Raw genomic sequence first — 16,647 nt, forward strand, 5'->3', positions numbered from 1 at the left:
AGTATTCACGACGTAATAAACTCATACCATTTTTGCAGGCTGTATTCGTAGGTTGGCATAACGGTATTCCACACTGCAACATTGTTGAAGCGGTCTTCATAGCTGCCACCAGAGCGCTGCTCACCCTGCTGCACGGTAACATTGCCATCCGGGCCTTTCAGAGCCTGTGCCGCTGGCAAACCGCGATACCAGTAATCCCATTCAGCCTGACTCAGGTACTGGGCTGAACGTTGCGGCGTAGAAATGTAATACCCCTGGCGCGCAATAAAGGCGCCCGGCCAACCTGACAGCCACCAGTTCATGTAGTCATAGGCAGCATCCTGTCGGCGTCCATGGGTTCTTGACGACAGGCACATAACGCCATGCCATCCGCGATAGCCCTCTCTAGGTGCGGCAAACCGAACCGGAATGTTTTCACCATTCAGCGCCGATACCGCTGGGGAAAACATGCTTTCAATCACCACCCGCTGGCTCTTCATAAACTGAACCGACTCCGGCACGGAGGTCCAGAACCCGTTAAAATGATTGAGTTGTGACAGCTCAATGAGAATGGCAAACAGTTCATCCAGTTCGTCACGGGTCATGGCGCCAATATCATTAAAAGTCATAAAGCCTTTCGCCTGGGCTGCCAGCGCAAGGTCGAACAGCCCGATGGTCGGGTCGTTGACGATTCCGACACTGCCGCTTAACTGACTGTCGAGCAGCCAGCCCCAGCTTTCATTGCCGGCGTTCATGCCAGAGGGGACCCGACCGGTATCGTAGCCAAAGGAATCGACATTGTGGACGTACGGCAAAAAGCTGATTTGATCAGTATGCCCGGTTCCCAGCGTACCATCGGCCTGAATATGCAGAATTTTGTGCGGCGCATCGCCGGCACCGATTTTGGCAGACGGGGTGACTTTGCCGGTTTTTGACAAACTGTTGATTTCGTCCCAGTAACGCAACCGGGTTTTGTCAATGGCCTGAATAGCGCCGGCACGCCACAGTACGGTAATGCTGTTTGACCACTGTTCATACAGGTCGAAGCTGGCCGGATCCATTGAGGCTTTTTGCAACACAGCTGCACTGCCGCCTGGCTCAAACCGGATGTCGATCCCCAGGTCGGCCATGGCTTGCTGTCGGATGGGCTCCTGCAGAGTGACATGCGTACCGAGTACACGAATGACCGGTTTTTCCTTGCCGATAGCGAACGGCGTAACGCCAGCAGCAACGGTAAATGCGGCAGCGCCGCTCAGGAATGAGCGGCGCGATTTCAGTGCCGAATTAGAGGGTATGCCGGGCTTGCCCATTACCTTAAAACCTGATGTCAGAATCTCGCTGAATTACAGTGTGGCACCTTTCTTAAATCAATACCAAGTTTCTCGGCAGAAAGCCTGCATTATCAGACGATTAAGTGCGTATGCGCCGGCCTGTGGCGGCCCGCCATCCAACTGCCCCCAGCAGCGCGAGGGCTGTCAGCCAAGACAGACTGCCGCCGTGTTGTTCAACAATGACAACACGTTCTTCGATTACCTGGTCATGGTTCTGGCTTTCCAGGCTCAGCAACGATAAATCGGCGTCGTCATAATCGTCAGCAATGGCTACCAGCTCGTGGGTGTAAGCATCATACAGCTCAATCAGCACGCTATAATCGGCGGGCGGGAAGCCACTGACAAGGTCGCTGTCTATGGTAATGGCATCCAGGCTGTCGTCACCACTTATGCTAAAAATACGGGTTTCATAGATGGCTTCAAAGCGGTCGAGTCTGCCTAAATAGATAATGGCATACACATCGGCAACGCTGTACACCGTGTCAGCGTCAAACGTCACTGAAAACGCGGAATAGTAACCATCATAGTCGGCATCAATGGTGAACTCAGTCCAGCTGTCGTAGATCCAGAAGTCGGGACTGCTGAACTGAACCACGGCATCGCGCGATTTCACTGCCTGCGTCGCAGGGCGGGTGAGGATGGCGGCAGGCGAGGATGATTGCTCGGGCAGGACGGCGTCAAACTGACGGGCAACCGACTGCGTTTTTATTTCGGGCTGTATGTCTTCTGCGATACTGTCAGTGGTCAGTAACAGTGAAGACAGCAACAAAGGCACAAGGGTTGTTATTTTTTTCATCACACTCTCCTTCACACAACACGTTGATGTGCGTTAAGGAGAGTGTGGCAAAAGGTTGATGAACGAAAACTGAAGGAAGTCTTAACTTAGCCTGTCTGCTTAGTCGTCGGTTTGTTCTTCGTCCTCGTCACGCGGCATAAAATAGGTGCCCCAGCCGTCATAATATACGTCGGCTTTATCAGCAATCTGCAGCAGTTTGTCGGTATCGGCATCGAGAGCCTCGCGAACAAGTTCGCGCTCTGCGATGGCGTCAAAACAGAAGATAAGGCCGCCGTCATCGAGCATCATTTCTTCTGCGTCAGTGACTTCAAAACCGGCCTTAAAAACGTCTACCGCCGCCTTTTCCAGTTTATCAAAGTCGTTGCTCGCGAAATGGTGCTCGATAGTGTATACCGCATCTGCCTGGCTGCCGTCTTCAAGCAGGGCGTCGATGGTTTCCTGATTAAACGCATGCCATTCGGTGCGTTCGTCAAACTGAGACATAGTGAGATCCTTAACCGATTTTGTCGGCAAGTTTATCTGCTTTTTTCCAGCTCTGCGACCTCGGCATCAAGCGCCTCAATTTTATCGGCCATCTGCTGATGACAAATCGCCATCCATTCCTTGGTGGTATGCTCATCAGACATAGTCAGGGGGGCCATCAGTTCAATCAGCATCACGCCGTTATTCCAACGGTTCCAGCGAATTTTGTTATGCAGGTTACTGGCGGCCACAATCACAATGGGCTCGCCGGTGGCTTTCGCCAGGTGAAATGCGCCCTGTTTGAACGGCAATAAACCGCGGCCATTGCTGCGGGTACCTTCAGGAAACAGCCAGACGGATGTGCGTTTAGCTTTAATCTTTCGGCCGGCGGCAGCCAGTGTGTCGCGGGCTTTGCCTGAGTTTTTCCGGTCAATCATAATATTGCCTGACAGCCAGTAAATCTGGCCGAAAATGGGGATCCACTTCAGGCTTTTCTTGCCGACAGTGACGACCCCCGGCTGTGCGGCTTTGGCAACAGTAATGATGTCGTAACTATTCTGATGATTAGCAATATACACATATGGCTCGTCTTTTTTTATGGCGTCTGAGACCCGCAGAATAACCTTCAGTCCGAGGATGCCTGCCATTATTGCGTAAGCTCTGCCTGCAATGTGCACATTGTCACGATGAAAAGGGCGGACCAGACAAACGACGAGAACATACAGGTTTATCATTATAAAAACCGGCAAAAGGACGATAATACGTAGAACAGCTAACAAAACAGCACCTTGTTTACGAATGGTGCGGCGCAGTATAAGGCAAAGCGGGCAGGTAGCATGTCCGATCAGTCTTGTGTCTCATCAGGCCCGACAACGGGATTCGCTATCCGGTTAGCTAAATGATATAACCACACTGTTTTTACCATGTTGACCAGCGGAAATTTGTGTATGCAAACGTTTGTTCCTGACGATCTTGAAGATGATATCCTCACCGATCTGATCGATGAAATTAATGAGCTGTACGAAGCCAGTGAGCAGACTCTGATTGAGCTTGAGTTGCGTCCTGAGGATAATGAACTGCAGCGCGCGCTCTTTCGGTCTGTGCATACCATCAAAGGCGATCTTGGGCTGGTCAACTTTACGCCGATGATCCCGCTTTTACAGCATGTAGAAGATTTGCTCGACTTTCTGAGAAAGGGACAAATTCATTACTCCAGTACCATGAGCGATCTGGTTCTGCTGACCATGGACCGGGTGAAAGCGTTTGTCGAGGCGGTGATGCTGAATCAGCGCGCAGAATTCGATGACGAGCTGCATAAACAACTGGTACTCGCGATTAGCCGAATCACACCGGACAATCACCAGGAACATGAAAAGCTGCTGGCCGACGCGGTGTTGCTGCTGAATCCTGCGCTGGACGTCGGCCCGGGTGAGGAACAGAAGGTCAAGCCACCGACGCTGGCGACATCAGGCATTCCCAAAGACACCAGCGCCGAAAAGAAAATGGACATCCTGTTCTTCCGTGAGCTGATGCAAACCATTGAACACCGGTCCAACTACTGGGCGGGGCGGGGTGACCGGATAGCCAAACTGGCGCTGTACATTAATGAAACCGCAGGTAGTCCGATTGAGGAAGACCAGCTGGCAGTTGCCTGTTATGTGCATGATTTTGGCATGGCATTTATGCCACTGAAAATTCTGCATAAAAAGGAAGAGTACACGGATATTGAATTCAATCTGATGCGCTCACACGTGTACAAGAGTTCACGGTTGCTGGAACATCTGGACCAGTGGGATCAGGCCCGCAAAATTGTACTGCAGCACCACGAGCGGGTGGACGGAACCGGCTATCCGCTTGGGCTGAAGGAAGAAGATATCTGTGACGGCGCGAAGCTGCTGGCTATTCTGGACACCTACGATGCGATGACGCACTCCCGCGCCCACAACAAAGACAAGCAACTGTCCAAGAAGCAGGCGGTGATTGAAATAAACCGTATTGCCAAAGGCCAGTTCAGCATGAAGTGGGTACGCCACTTTAACCACGCCATGACGCATTTACTGACCCGCCCGCACTAGTGTCCGGGCGGTATCTGCATGACTAACTGATATTCAGCTCTTTTAGTTTGCGGGTAAGCGTATTACGGCCCCAGCCCAGACGGCGTGCGGCGTCCTGTTTGTGGCCATGGGTGTGATGCAGGGCCCGCTCCAGCATGATTTTTTCAAACGTCATCATGGCGTCGTTGAGAATATTCATTTTACCGTCTCGTAACTGCTGGTCAGCCCAGGCTGATAACAGCGTTGTCCAGTCGCCCTTATTTTCGCCGGTGACATCGGCATGGCTGTCGGTGTGGATCTCCGGAGGCAAATCGCCGGGCAGGACTTCCTGACCACTCGCCATGACGGTGAGCCAGCGACAGACATTCTCAAGCTGACGTACGTTGCCAGGCCAGGGTAACTGGCTCATGACTTTCTCTGCTTCCGTGCTCAGCGTTTTCACTTCTACATCAAGCTCGCGCGCTGCACGGCGCAGAAAGTGCCGGGCCAGAAGGGGTATATCTTCACGCCGCTGCGCCAGTGACGGCAGATGAATACGGATAACATTCAAACGGTGAAACAAGTCTTCCCTGAATTTGCCCTCGGCAACACGTTGTTCAAGATTCTGGTGGGTTGCGGCTATGATCCTGACATCAACGGTCACCGACTGATGCCCTCCGACCCGGTAAAACTGGCCGTCGGCCAGCACCCGCAACAGGCGGGTCTGAACATCCAGCGGCATGTCACCAATCTCATCGAGAAATAACGTGCCACCATTTGCCTGTTCAAACCGGCCCTGACGGGTATTTTGTGCGCCGGTGAACGCGCCTTTTTCATGACCAAACAGCTCCGACTCAACCAGATCAGCCGGAATGGCTGCCATATTCAGCGCAATAAACGGGTTGGCAGCGCGCGGGCTGTGACGGTGCAGCGCATGCGCCACCAGTTCTTTACCGGTGCCGGACTGGCCATTAATCAGTACGCTGATGGAAGAACGTGACAAGCGCCCGATTGCGCGAAATACCTCCTGCATGGCAGGGGCTTCACCAATAATTTCTGTAACCACGTCATCCTGCGGAACCTGCTGACTGCGCGACTGCTCGCGCGCATGGGCCAGTGCGCGTTGCGTGAGCGACACGGCCTCATCCACGTCAAACGGTTTTGGCAGGTATTCAAAAGCGCCACTCTGGTAGGCGTTAACGGCACTGTCCAGGTCTGAGTGGGCGGTCATAATAATCACCGGTAACACAGGATGCGTGGTATGCACTTCTTCAAGCAGGGTCATGCCGTCCATCTGTGGCATGCGAATATCTGAAATAATCACTTCAGGTGCCTGCCCGCTGTGGAGTTGCCTCAGCAGGTCTTCAGGATTCTCAAAACAATGGCAGGCAATACTGGCCGCCTGCAATGCCTTCTGCAGTACCCAGCGAATGGAACTGTCGTCATCAACAATCCATACGGATTCACTATTCATGTTCTGACTCCTTGCGGTGAATGGGCAGATACAGAACAAACTCGGTCTGTCCCGGACGACTGTCTACGTCAATTTTTCCACCGTGATGATTAATCAGGGTCTGAGCAATAGAAAGGCCAAGACCGGATCCATTTTGTTTGCTGCTTACCATGGGGTAAAACAGAGTGTCTTTGATTTCCGGGGGAATGCCCGGACCATTATCGATAATCTGGATTTTGGCAACCAGCGGATAGCGGTTGCCATGAATTGTCATCTGACGCTCAACGCGTGTGACCAGTCGTATTTGCGGATCGGGCGTGGCGCTGTCGGCCAGTGCCTGCACGCTGTTGCGTACAATATTGAGCACGGCCTGCTGAATCATATCCTGGTCAATGTGGAGATCCGGGATACTGGGATCGTAGTCACGGATCACGGTAATGTGTGAGTCTGCGTCAAAGCGGATAAGGCTGCGCACTTTTTCCAGCGCCTGATGCAGGTTACTCCATGACAGCCGGGGCAGTGAATTCGGGCCAAGCAGACGGTCTACCAGATTTCGTAGCCGGTCAGACTGCTCAATGATCATGCGGGTAAATTCGAGCTGGCTGTCATCCAGTTCCTTTTCCAGTAGCTGTGCGGCGCCGCGGATCCCGCCTAACGGGTTTTTTATTTCATGCGCCAGTCCGCGTATAAGTTCCCGCGCGGCATGTTGCTGGGCATGCTGCAGGTTCTCGCGGGAAATACGTTTTTGCTGGTCAATTTTTTTGACTTCAAACAGCAGTCGCGGTCCGGCTTCCGATTGCAGGTTAGTGACCGTCAGGTCGGCCAGTACACAACGCTCCTCCCGAAAAATCAGCTTCACCTCATTTTCGGTAAAATCTTCGCCTAGTCGTATAGCCGCTTTCAGTCTGGCCTCATCAATGGTTTCAGGCATAAAGAAGTCACTCAGACGGTGCCCGTACAACTGTTTGGTGCCGGTTTCGAATAAGGCTTCACCGGCGTGGTTGGCAAACAGAATACGTAAATCTCTGTCCACCATGACCAGCGCAGTGTTAAGACTGTTTATCAGTTGTGTTGTATCAAACCCGGGTTCCAGCATACCGAGCGCATCTCCTTGCACTGTGTTGGTGCATTATAGCCTGACAATGCGAGTCAGTCAGATCGATTCACACAGTAGGGTCTGGCTCTGAACCGCTTTGGTGCGGGCGTTGCGCTATGATTGACCGTTACTGGTTATTAATGAACACTGATGCCTGATGCAAAAACAGCGTTCTTTCGCTGGTAGATGCAAGAGTCTTGCCCTTATTGTCAACCAACTGAACACTGTACTGGTGGGCGCCACGGTTGATTCCCTCCAACTGAAAAACACCACTGGTGTTGACGGCTTTTACCTCGCCATCAAAGGTAAGCTGAAAGCGGGCGGGGGCACTGGGCGGGGTTTTCGCTGCTGTAATGGTGATATTGCCACGGTTATCACGTAGCGTGGCTTCTTCTTCGGGAGATGTGACGGAGACATGATAGTCAATCTGACGGGCTGCCTTTTTCTGTGCAGGTGCCGCGGTTGGCGTGGCAAGAGGAGCAGCCACGTTGCGGGTTGCCTCGTTAAACCGGACTTCTTCACTTCCCTGTACCGGCTGGTCGGTGTAGATCACGCTGCCGTCCTCTTTCACTACTTTATACACCGGGCCGGCAAAGGCCATCGGCATACATACCGCACTAAGCAAGAGGTATTGCGCTATCTTTGTTGCCACGTTATCTCTCCACACAAACTATCGCCTCCATTGCGACCATACTCCACATACTAGTTGACACGCACACATAAAAAAAGCCCGCAAATGCGGGCTTTTGTATGCAGGTTTATACCGTGCGTAATTATACGCTGTAGTACATGTCGAACTCGACCGGGTGGGTAGTCATGTTCAGTTTAGTGACTTCTTCACGCTTAAGATCGATGTACGCATCAATCATGTCGTCAGTCATAACACCACCGGCTTTCAGGAAGTCACGGTCGCTGTCCAGCGCATCCAGTGCCATTTCCAGCGAGCTGGCAACGGTTGGAATTTCCGCCGCTTCTTCGGCTGGCAGGTCGTACAGATCCTTATCCATTGCATCGCCAGGGTGGATCTTGTTCTTAATGCCATCAAGACCCGCCATCAGCATGGCGCTGAACGCCAGGTATGGGTTAGCGGTTGGATCAGGGAAGCGAACTTCGATACGACGTGCTTTATCGCTGGTAACGTAAGGAATACGGATTGACGCAGAGCGGTTACGCGCTGAATAGGCCAGCATAACCGGTGCTTCAAAGCCTGGTACCAGACGCTTGTACGAGTTGGTAGACGCGTTTGCAAACGCGTTGATGGCACGCGCGTGCTTGATGATACCGCCAATGTAATACAGCGCTTCGTCTGACAGACCTGCGTACTTGTCACCGGCAAAGATGTTGACGCCATCTTTAGAGATTGACTGGTGGCAGTGCATACCAGAGCCGTTGTCACCTACCAGAGGCTTTGGCATGAAGGTCGCAGACAGACCGTAGGCATCCGCAACGTTATGAACAACATACTTATAGATTTGCAGTTCGTCTGCTTTCTTAACCAGTGTGTTGAACTGGGTCGCAATTTCGTTCTGGCCAGCCGTCGCCACTTCGTGGTGGTGCGCTTCAATTGTCAGGCCCATTTCTTCCATTACCAGACACATTGCAGCGCGGATATCATGTGCAGAATCTACCGGAGGTACCGGGAAATAACCGCCTTTGACACCCGGACGGTGACCGAGGTTACCGCCTTCGAAATCGGCACCTGAGTTCCACTTCGCTTCAGACGAATCAATCTTGTAGAAAGAGCCGGCCATATCAGTGTGGAATTTGACGTCGTCAAACAGGAAGAATTCTGGTTCCGGACCAAAATACACGGTGTCACCGATGCCGGTAGATTTCAGGTATTCCTCAGCGCGGCGGGCAACTGAACGCGGGTCACGCTCATAACCTTCCATCGTAGAAGGCTCGAGGATATCGCAGCGAACATTAACCTGGACTTCCTCGGCAAACGGATCCAGTACAACTGTCGTCGGATCAGGCATCAGTACCATGTCTGATTCGTTAATGCCTTTCCAGCCGGAAATCGAAGAACCGTCGAACATTTTACCTTCTTCGAAGAATTCCTCATCGATTTGCGAAACAGGAATAGAAACATGCTGTTCTTTACCTTTGGTATCGGTAAAGCGCATATCAACAAACTTAGCTTCGCTTTCTTTAATCAGCTCTAATGCCTTTTCTACTGACATCGTGTCCTCCAGGTTTGATGTAAACAGGTGAAGTGAAGGCAATCACTTCAGCAATTCCAGAATCAGAAGCGATATTCGTGCCATAAAACCCAGTGCCACGCCATGCGGGATAGCGGTGGTTTGAATGCATGACGTGATTCTGATTTGCCCTGTAATGGTGCATTCTTGCATTTTTGTGGTGCAAGTTGCGTCATTTATCCTTTCCTAGCCTAGTGTAACTTCATGGATCCCGCCAGCCTCGCTACACCACATTTAGATGATTTGTTCTTTTTCACAGTGGCATAAAAAAAAGTGGCGCAAAGACCGTAGTTTTTCTGTACAATCCGCGCAAATTTTTTCTCTTCGCAAGAATCAACACTTCCTGCTGCCTTACACCATAAGGCTCAGGCGCCAACAGATACAGGTTCCATTAATGAATACCACTGATATTAGTAAGCTGCGCAATATCGCCATTATTGCGCACGTTGACCATGGTAAAACCACGCTGGTCGACAAACTGCTGCAACAATCCGGCACCCTGGAAAGCCGTGGCGAGGCGGAAGAGCGGGTGATGGACTCGAATGATATCGAGAAAGAGCGCGGTATTACCATCCTGGCAAAAAACACCGCCATTAACTGGAACGACTACCGAATTAACATTGTAGACACACCGGGACACGCCGACTTCGGTGGTGAAGTAGAGCGAGTTATGTCAATGGCAGACTCGGTACTGCTGCTGGTGGATGCGCAGGAAGGTCCGATGCCACAGACCCGCTTCGTGACGCAAAAAGCGTTCGCGCAGGGCCTGAAGCCTATCGTCGTGATTAACAAGATTGATAAGCCGGGCGCACGTCCTGACTGGGTAATGGATCAGGTGTTCGATCTGTTTGACAACCTGGGTGCGACTGATGACCAGCTTGATTTTCAGGTGGTTTACGCGTCAGCCCTGAACGGCTGGGCGTCTCTCGACTCTGACACAACCGGTACTGACATGACGCCGCTGTTCGAAACGATTGTTGAGCAGGTGTCTCCACCGAATGCGGATATCAATGGCCCGTTCCAGATGCAGATTTCGCAGCTGGACTACAACTCGTATGTTGGTGTTATCGGTGTTGGTCGTGTGAAGCGCGGTACAGTTAAGCCGAACCAGCAGGTTACGGTCGTCACTGCATCGGGTGAAAAACGTACCGGTAAAGTCGGTCTGGTATACGGGTATCTCGGTCTTCAGCGCCATGAAGTTGACATGGCAAGTGCTGGCGACATCATTGCTATCTCAGGGCTGGGTGAGCTGAAAATCTCTGACACCATCTGTGACGTGAATGCTGTTGAGGCGCTGCCGCCACTTACGGTTGACGAGCCAACAGTTACCATGACCTTCCAGGTCAACACCTCGCCGTTTGCTGGTAAAGAAGGCAAGTATGTTACTTCCAGAAATATTCTGGAACGTCTGCAGGATGAGCTGGTCCACAACGTGGCACTGCGTGTGGAGGAAACCGGTGACCCGGACAAATTCCGCGTGTCAGGACGTGGTGAACTGCACCTGGGTATCCTGATTGAAAATATGCGTCGTGAAGGCTATGAGCTGGCTGTGTCTCGCCCGGAAGTGATTCTGCGTGAAGAAGACGGGCAGACGCTTGAGCCGTTTGAGACTCTGACTATTGACTGTGAAGAGCAGCATCAGGGCTCGATCATGGAGCAGCTTGGTCTGCGTAAGGCTGAGATGACAGATATGTCGCCGGACGGTAAAGGCCGTGTGCGTATCGACTTCATCATTCCGAGCCGAGGCCTGATTGGCTTCCAGACGGAATTTATGACGATGACATCAGGTTCTGGTCTGCTGTATCACACGTTTGATCACTACGGGCCATACAAAGGTGGCACCATTGGTAAGCGTAAAAACGGTGTTCTGATTGCTAACGCGCCAGGTAAAGCGCTGACTAACGCTCTGTTTAACCTGCAGGAGCGTGGACGTCTGTTTATCGGTCATGGTGTTGAAGTGTATGAAGGCATGATCATCGGCATTCACAGCCGTGACAATGACCTGACGGTAAACGCCCTGAAAGGCAAGCAACTGACGAACGTCCGTGCATCCGGCACTGACGAGGCGCAAACGCTGGTGCCACCGATTAAAATGTCACTGGAACAGGCGCTCGAGTTTATCGATGATGACGAGCTGGTAGAAGTGACACCACAAAGCATCCGTATCCGCAAGAAGCTGCTTACCGAGAACGATCGTAAGCGCGCCTCACGCGAGAAAAAGTAATCACGATGAACGCCAGCAACCGCTGGCGTTTTTTCTCTTTTTTGCGACGAAGCCCGGGTCCGTACTACACTTAAGGCCTCTGTCAGCATCACATCATTACTATGGAAAGTTATTTTGCAGCATTAATCGCAGTCAATATTGTCTGTGTATTGATTATCGGCATGTCAGGATGGCAGCGCGGACGCCCCTACATGTGGCCGCTGATTGGCCTTAATATTTTGCTGGCGCTGTATCACTGGCTTTCCTACGAAATGCACACCGCGCGCGTGCTGAGTGACGCGATTGTCATTGCGCGCTGGCACAGCGTCATGATCCTGGTGTCGATACCCTTGCTGGTAATGACTTTTGGCTTATGGAGTAAAATCCGGCACCTGAAACTGCTGATGGCGTTTTACACCGCCCTGGTGATGGTGCTCGTGGTGCTTAATTTTGCGACCGACGGCACGTTGCGGTTTGGCAGCGATGTGGTGCTGGTTCGTGAAATGAGCCTGACCGGTGACATGATCAGCCTGCTAAGGGGCACGGATGAAGCGGGTTTTTACCTGTTTCACGGGCTCTTCTTCGCGACCCTGGTATTTCTTTTAGCGGTCACCCTGCGCTTTTTCCGGCAGCGTAAGTCTGCCCTCGCGTTATCGCTTATCGCATTTTTCCTGGTACAGATTGCCGTTTCCTATTTGTCCTACCAGATAGACACCCATCAGGTGGTCTTTTTTTACATGGGGGGCCTGCCGCTAAGCCTGTTATCGCTGGTCATTGCCGTGGCTATCAGTATCAGCCTGAAGTCGACCTCAGCTGCCCTGGAAAAACAGCAGCGTCAGCGGATTAAGCTGGAAACCGCGTTTGCACGAATTGCGAAGACTGTGTCGGCGCCCGGCAGCCGCGATTTTTATTCGGCGATGGTGTCGGTGTTGTACGATTTTGCCAAAGCCGACCTGGTACTGCTTGGGCAAATTGCCAGTGATGATCCCGGCACCGTGAACACCGTTGTGGTTTTACGGGAGGGGAAAAATGCGCAGAACTTCAGTTACCAGCTAAAAGGTACCCCGTGTGAAAACGCCATTCAACATGGTATTTGTCGATATGAAAAGCAGGTTGCGGCGTTATTTCCCGGCGACACCATGCTGGCCGATGAGGGGATCGAGTCCTACCTTGGCGTGGCATTTCAGAACAGTCAGGGAGAAACCACGGGCCTGCTCGCTTTACTTTACCGCCATCCGGTTGAAACTGACGATAAAACCGACCTGATTATGCAGGTGTTTGCTGCCAGGGCGGGGGCCGAATTTGAGCGTGACCACTTAGAGTCAAGACTCAAACGCATGGCCTATACCGACTACATTTCGGGGTTGCCCAACCGGGCACGCCTGCTGGAAGTGGTCAATCAGACATTTTTCGACTGTCAGCGACACCACAGAAATGCCATGCTGATGCTGGTTGATCTTGATGGTTTTGGCGAGATAAACCGAAAATACGGCAATGACGTGGGAGATCAGGTCATCCGCCAGATTGGCAACAAGCTGTCTCATTATGCCTCGGGTGATATTTTTATCGCGCGCAATGGCGGGGACGAATTCGTTGTCCTGTTAAAGACCATTCAGGGCGATGCCCGGGCACTGATGAATGTGCACTGGGCGGCCATCAGCGCCATTATTAACGGCGTTTGCCAGGTTGGCCATCGCCGTGTTCAGGTGATGTGCAGCATGGGGGCGGTGGTGTTCCCTGAACAGATCAGTGAACGCTTTGATACCATGAGTGCTGCTGAGCACGCGCTCAAGCAGGCGAAAGAAAATGGACGTAACCAGTGCTCGCTGTTTGACCCTGAGATGCTGACGTCACTGGTCGCCAGGCGTGAGCTCAATAACGATCTGGCCGCCGCGCTGAGATCGCCCGGCCAGCTCTCTGTCGTCTATCAGCCCAAGGTCAACCATCAGGGCGTGCTGTTTGGCGCCGAAGCCTTGTTGCGCTGGCATCATCCGGTAAAAGGGATTATCTCGCCCGCCGAATTCATTCCGATGGCAGAGGAGAGTGGTGTCATTCACGCGCTGGGGCTGTGGGTGCTGACTGAGGTGTGTGAGCAGATACGCCGCTGGAAGAAGCTGCAGGTCGCGTTCGGTCAGGTATCCGTGAACGTCACCGCCATGCAGTTTGATGATCCGGGCTTTGCAGCCAACGTGCAGCGGATCATGAAAGCCTGTGAAGTCAGCCCAGACGAACTCGAACTGGAAATTACCGAGTCAGGACTGTTATCAGACAGTGGTGCTGCGGTGGAGACGCTGACATCCCTGCGTGGTACCGGCATGAGCGTGGCGCTGGATGATTTTGGCACTGGCTATTCGTCGCTGTCTTATCTGCGCGACCTGCCTATTGATGTGCTTAAAATTGATAAGTCGTTTGTTGATAATCTGTTTGATGCCAGAAGTGCCGAGCTGATTAGGGCCATTATTGCCATTGGCAAGGTCATGCAACTGGCGATTATTGCAGAAGGGACCGAAACCGAAGCGCAGGTTAAGGAATTACATGCCATGGGCTGCGACTACTATCAGGGGTACTATTTTTCCCGCCCGCTACCCGCCGATGACTATGCGCGCTGGCTGACGGCACCACCATCACTGTTGCCAAAATAATCGGTCACCCGTGAATAAGTCAGAGTAAATCGGTCTAATCGGCACTGGAGTCATACTTCGAGTGTTTGTAGACTACTTCTCATCAGGCAGTTAACACTCAAAAGGCATACCGTGAATTTCGATCAGACGCCCGACAGGCAGGACACTTTCTCATTCAAATGGCAGAAGTATCAGGGCAGAGACATCATACCTGCCTGGGTTGCCGACACGGAGTTTCGTTGTGCCACGCCAATTCTGGACGCACTCAAAGCCCGGGTTGAACATGGAAATCTTGGCTATGTGCTGCCGGCGCAATATACCCCGGCTCTTGACGCTGTAGTGCGCTGGCTGGGCGACAAGCACGACTGGCAAATACAAAAAGACTGGATAGTCTGGATGCCCGGTGTAGTGCCGGCTTTCAACGTTGCCTGCCGTGCCTGTTGTCAGCCGGGAGACAAGGTGCTGGTGCAAACGCCTAATTATCCGCCGCTACTGGCTGCCCCTAAGCTTAATGGGCTGGAACGCGTCGATGTACCTACACGCTGGGAAAATGGTCGTCCCACAATCGATTTTGATGCGCTGGAGTCACTGGCAGCCGATCCCGCCTGTACGTTGTTTATTCTATGCAATCCGATGAATCCGGTGGGCAGTGTGCTGACGGAATCGGAACTGGCGAGAATCATCGATATTTGTCGGGCCAACCAGGTCAGACTGTGTTCCGATGAAATTCACTGCGACCTTATTCTGGAGCCCGGCCTGACGCACCGTCCCGCCGGCCGCCATGAGCCGCAGGCAATTACGCTTATGGCGGCGAGTAAAACGTTTAATGTTGCAGGGCTTGGAACCGCATTTGCGGTGATCCCTGATGACACGCTGCGCAGACAGTTTGTGCAGGCGGCTGCTGGTATTGTGCCATGGGTTAATATTCTTGGACTGGTAGCGACCGAAGCCGCCTTTACGCTATGTGATGACTGGCATCAGGCACAACTGGATTATCTGCGCGACAACCGTCGTCTTATCAGCGAGCGCATTAACCAGATAGATGGCTTATCCATGCACACGCCTGAGGCAACGTTTCTTGCCTGGGTAGACGCCAGCGGACTGGGTGTCAGTAACGTCCAGGCCTGGGCTGAGTCGCGCGGTGTTGGCCCGTCTCCGGGCATTGACTTTCATGCCCGTGACCATTTTCGAATTAATTATGGCTGCAGTCGTGCCATGCTGAATGCCATGCTGGACCGGCTGTCAGCAGACTGACCGCAACGGACACGCCGGGCTACATCATCAGTCCGGCGAGTTTGTAGGTTGCCAGGCCAATCACGGTGGCAACTACAAGCCCCCCCGCCAGATTGCTTTTCCAGGTGTTACGGAATTCACCGAGTGCACTGCTGCGATTCATGACAACGAGCAAAAATATGGCAATTACAGGCAGTAATATGCCGTTGGTTGCCTGCGCAAACAAAATGGCCGGTAACGGTTTAAATCCGGCGCCCGCCACAATGACACCACAGACAATAATGATCATCCAGACAGAGCGAAAAGCACTGCCTTTCATGTCATCAGACAGGTTGAGTGCACCGCATACTGCGTAAGCGGCTGCCAGCGGCGCTGTAATCGCGCTGGTTAACCCCGCCGCAAACAGGCCCAGTGCGAAAAACCACTGGGCTTTATCACCCAGCACCGGTTTTAGCTGCTCGCCCATGTTCGATGCATCCATGGTTGCTGCCTGCTGGAAAAAAGCCATCATGGCTGTTGCCACCACAATCAGCGTTATCAGTCCGCCCATCGAAATTGCCATGGCGGACTGTTTTCGGCTGGCATGGATTGCGGTTGCCTTGTCTTGTCCTTTGCTGGCTTTCGCCACCAGACTGGCATGCAAAAACAGGTTGTAAGGAACGATCGTTGTGCCTATCAGCGCCAGCACCGTTGTGACACTGTCCGCATCAAGCCGGGGCGAGAACGCCTGCGACAGCATGGCCGGAATATCTGGTGAGGCAACAATAAGTGTCAGTAAGAATACGCCAGCCATTACAAACACCAGGTACACCAGCACAGATTCAATCCACTGATGCTGGCCGGTCCATAGCAACAGTGCCGCCAATACGCCCAAAATGATGGCCCAGTTGGCACTGCCAATAGAAATAAAGGCATCCAGCCCGATTGCTGCACCGGTCAGGTTACCCGACTCGTAAGCGGCGTTGCCAATTCCAATTGCGCTGACAATCAGGGCAATAAAGAGCACTCGCAGCCACGGCGTAGCTACCATTTCTTTCATGCCCGACGAGAGACCTCGTGAGGTAGCGATACCCAGCCGGGCGGCCATATCCTGCAGCACAATGGTGGCAAACACCGAAAATATCAGTGCCCATATCAGATGAAAGCCGTAGTTTGCCCCTGCCAGACTGGCGGTTGTGACGGTTCCCGGACCGATAAACGCCGCTGCGATAACGAAACCGGATTTGTCTTTTGCCATAG

General features: G+C 52.6%; 13 protein-coding genes. 4 read left to right on the top strand and 9 right to left on the bottom strand.

Going from position 1 to position 16,647, the window contains the following annotated elements:
* Positions 1-5 precede the first annotated feature (5 nt).
* The 4 genes from AB1N33_RS02990 to AB1N33_RS03005 all read right to left on the bottom strand — a co-directional run bounded on the left by AB1N33_RS02990 (position 6) and on the right by AB1N33_RS03005 (position 3,347).
* Complete coding sequence (locus tag AB1N33_RS02990) at positions 6-1,289, bottom strand: ABC transporter substrate-binding protein (RefSeq protein ID WP_411270054.1); 1,284 nt, start codon at positions 1,287-1,289, stop codon at positions 6-8.
* A 100-nt stretch (positions 1,290-1,389) separates the two neighbouring features.
* Positions 1,390-2,106 (bottom strand): choice-of-anchor H family protein, encoded by a 717-nt coding sequence (locus AB1N33_RS02995; RefSeq protein WP_411270055.1) that lies wholly within the window; start codon positions 2,104-2,106, stop codon positions 1,390-1,392.
* A 99-nt stretch (positions 2,107-2,205) separates the two neighbouring features.
* Positions 2,206-2,589, bottom strand: coding sequence for a ribonuclease E inhibitor RraB (gene rraB, locus AB1N33_RS03000; RefSeq protein ID WP_411270056.1), 384 nt, complete (start codon positions 2,587-2,589; stop codon positions 2,206-2,208).
* A 32-nt stretch (positions 2,590-2,621) separates the two neighbouring features.
* A complete protein-coding gene (locus AB1N33_RS03005; RefSeq protein ID WP_411270057.1) occupies positions 2,622-3,347 on the bottom strand; it encodes a 1-acylglycerol-3-phosphate O-acyltransferase in 726 nt (241 codons plus the stop codon).
* A gap of 168 nt (positions 3,348-3,515) precedes the next feature.
* On the opposite strand from AB1N33_RS03005, the gene AB1N33_RS03010 reads away from it, so the two are divergent.
* Positions 3,516-4,643 (top strand): HD domain-containing phosphohydrolase, encoded by a 1,128-nt coding sequence (locus AB1N33_RS03010; RefSeq protein WP_411270058.1) that lies wholly within the window; start codon positions 3,516-3,518, stop codon positions 4,641-4,643.
* Positions 4,644-4,665: 22 nt separating this feature from the next.
* Here the strand turns inward: AB1N33_RS03010 and glnG are convergent, their stop codons facing one another.
* The 4 genes from glnG to glnA form a co-directional block, all read right to left on the bottom strand.
* Positions 4,666-6,075: a nitrogen regulation protein NR(I) gene (gene glnG / locus AB1N33_RS03015; protein WP_411270059.1), complete on the bottom strand. Its 1,410-nt coding sequence runs from the start codon at positions 6,073-6,075 to the stop codon at positions 4,666-4,668.
* Positions 6,068-7,150, bottom strand: coding sequence for a nitrogen regulation protein NR(II) (gene glnL / locus AB1N33_RS03020; protein WP_411270060.1), 1,083 nt, complete (start codon positions 7,148-7,150; stop codon positions 6,068-6,070). Before glnL ends, glnG begins: the two co-directional genes overlap by 8 nt.
* Positions 7,151-7,277: 127 nt before the next feature.
* Entirely contained in the window at positions 7,278-7,802 is a 525-nt protein-coding gene (locus tag AB1N33_RS03025; RefSeq protein ID WP_411270061.1) for a DUF4124 domain-containing protein, read from the bottom strand.
* 121 nt (positions 7,803-7,923) lie between these two features.
* A complete protein-coding gene (gene glnA, locus AB1N33_RS03030) occupies positions 7,924-9,333 on the bottom strand; it encodes a glutamate--ammonia ligase (RefSeq protein ID WP_411270062.1) in 1,410 nt (469 codons plus the stop codon).
* A gap of 412 nt (positions 9,334-9,745) precedes the next feature.
* Between glnA and typA the strand changes: the two genes are divergently transcribed.
* From typA to AB1N33_RS03045, 3 genes are all read left to right on the top strand, one after another.
* Complete coding sequence (gene typA, locus AB1N33_RS03035) at positions 9,746-11,575, top strand: translational GTPase TypA (protein ID WP_411270063.1); 1,830 nt, start codon at positions 9,746-9,748, stop codon at positions 11,573-11,575.
* A gap of 101 nt (positions 11,576-11,676) precedes the next feature.
* Positions 11,677-14,196, top strand: coding sequence for a putative bifunctional diguanylate cyclase/phosphodiesterase (locus AB1N33_RS03040; RefSeq protein WP_411270064.1), 2,520 nt, complete (start codon positions 11,677-11,679; stop codon positions 14,194-14,196).
* A 111-nt stretch (positions 14,197-14,307) separates the two neighbouring features.
* Positions 14,308-15,429 carry a MalY/PatB family protein gene (locus AB1N33_RS03045; RefSeq protein ID WP_411270065.1) on the top strand — a complete coding sequence of 374 codons (1,122 nt, stop codon included), beginning with the start codon at positions 14,308-14,310 and terminating at the stop codon, positions 15,427-15,429.
* Between the two features lie 19 nt (positions 15,430-15,448).
* Here AB1N33_RS03045 and AB1N33_RS03050 read toward each other — a convergent pair whose 3' ends face one another.
* Entirely contained in the window at positions 15,449-16,645 is a 1,197-nt protein-coding gene (locus AB1N33_RS03050; RefSeq protein ID WP_411270066.1) for an Nramp family divalent metal transporter, read from the bottom strand.
* Positions 16,646-16,647: the final 2 nt, after the last annotated feature.

It is taken from the genome of Alteromonas nitratireducens (assembly GCF_040812025.1).
Taxonomy (GTDB): domain Bacteria; phylum Pseudomonadota; class Gammaproteobacteria; order Enterobacterales; family Alteromonadaceae; genus Alteromonas; species Alteromonas nitratireducens.

Coding starts and splice junctions, on each gene's coding strand:
- glnA (WP_411270062.1), bottom strand. CDS start 9,333: ATGTCAGTAGAAAAGGCATTAGAGCTGATTAAAGAAAGCGAAGCTAAG.
- AB1N33_RS03010 (WP_411270058.1), top strand. CDS start 3,516: ATGCAAACGTTTGTTCCTGACGATCTTGAAGATGATATCCTCACCGAT.
- glnG (WP_411270059.1), bottom strand. CDS start 6,075: ATGAATAGTGAATCCGTATGGATTGTTGATGACGACAGTTCCATTCGC.
- rraB (WP_411270056.1), bottom strand. CDS start 2,589: ATGTCTCAGTTTGACGAACGCACCGAATGGCATGCGTTTAATCAGGAA.
- AB1N33_RS03050 (WP_411270066.1), bottom strand. CDS start 16,645: ATGGCAAAAGACAAATCCGGTTTCGTTATCGCAGCGGCGTTTATCGGT.
- AB1N33_RS02990 (WP_411270054.1), bottom strand. CDS start 1,289: ATGGGCAAGCCCGGCATACCCTCTAATTCGGCACTGAAATCGCGCCGC.
- glnL (WP_411270060.1), bottom strand. CDS start 7,150: ATGCTGGAACCCGGGTTTGATACAACACAACTGATAAACAGTCTTAAC.
- AB1N33_RS03040 (WP_411270064.1), top strand. CDS start 11,677: ATGGAAAGTTATTTTGCAGCATTAATCGCAGTCAATATTGTCTGTGTA.
- AB1N33_RS02995 (WP_411270055.1), bottom strand. CDS start 2,106: ATGAAAAAAATAACAACCCTTGTGCCTTTGTTGCTGTCTTCACTGTTA.
- typA (WP_411270063.1), top strand. CDS start 9,746: ATGAATACCACTGATATTAGTAAGCTGCGCAATATCGCCATTATTGCG.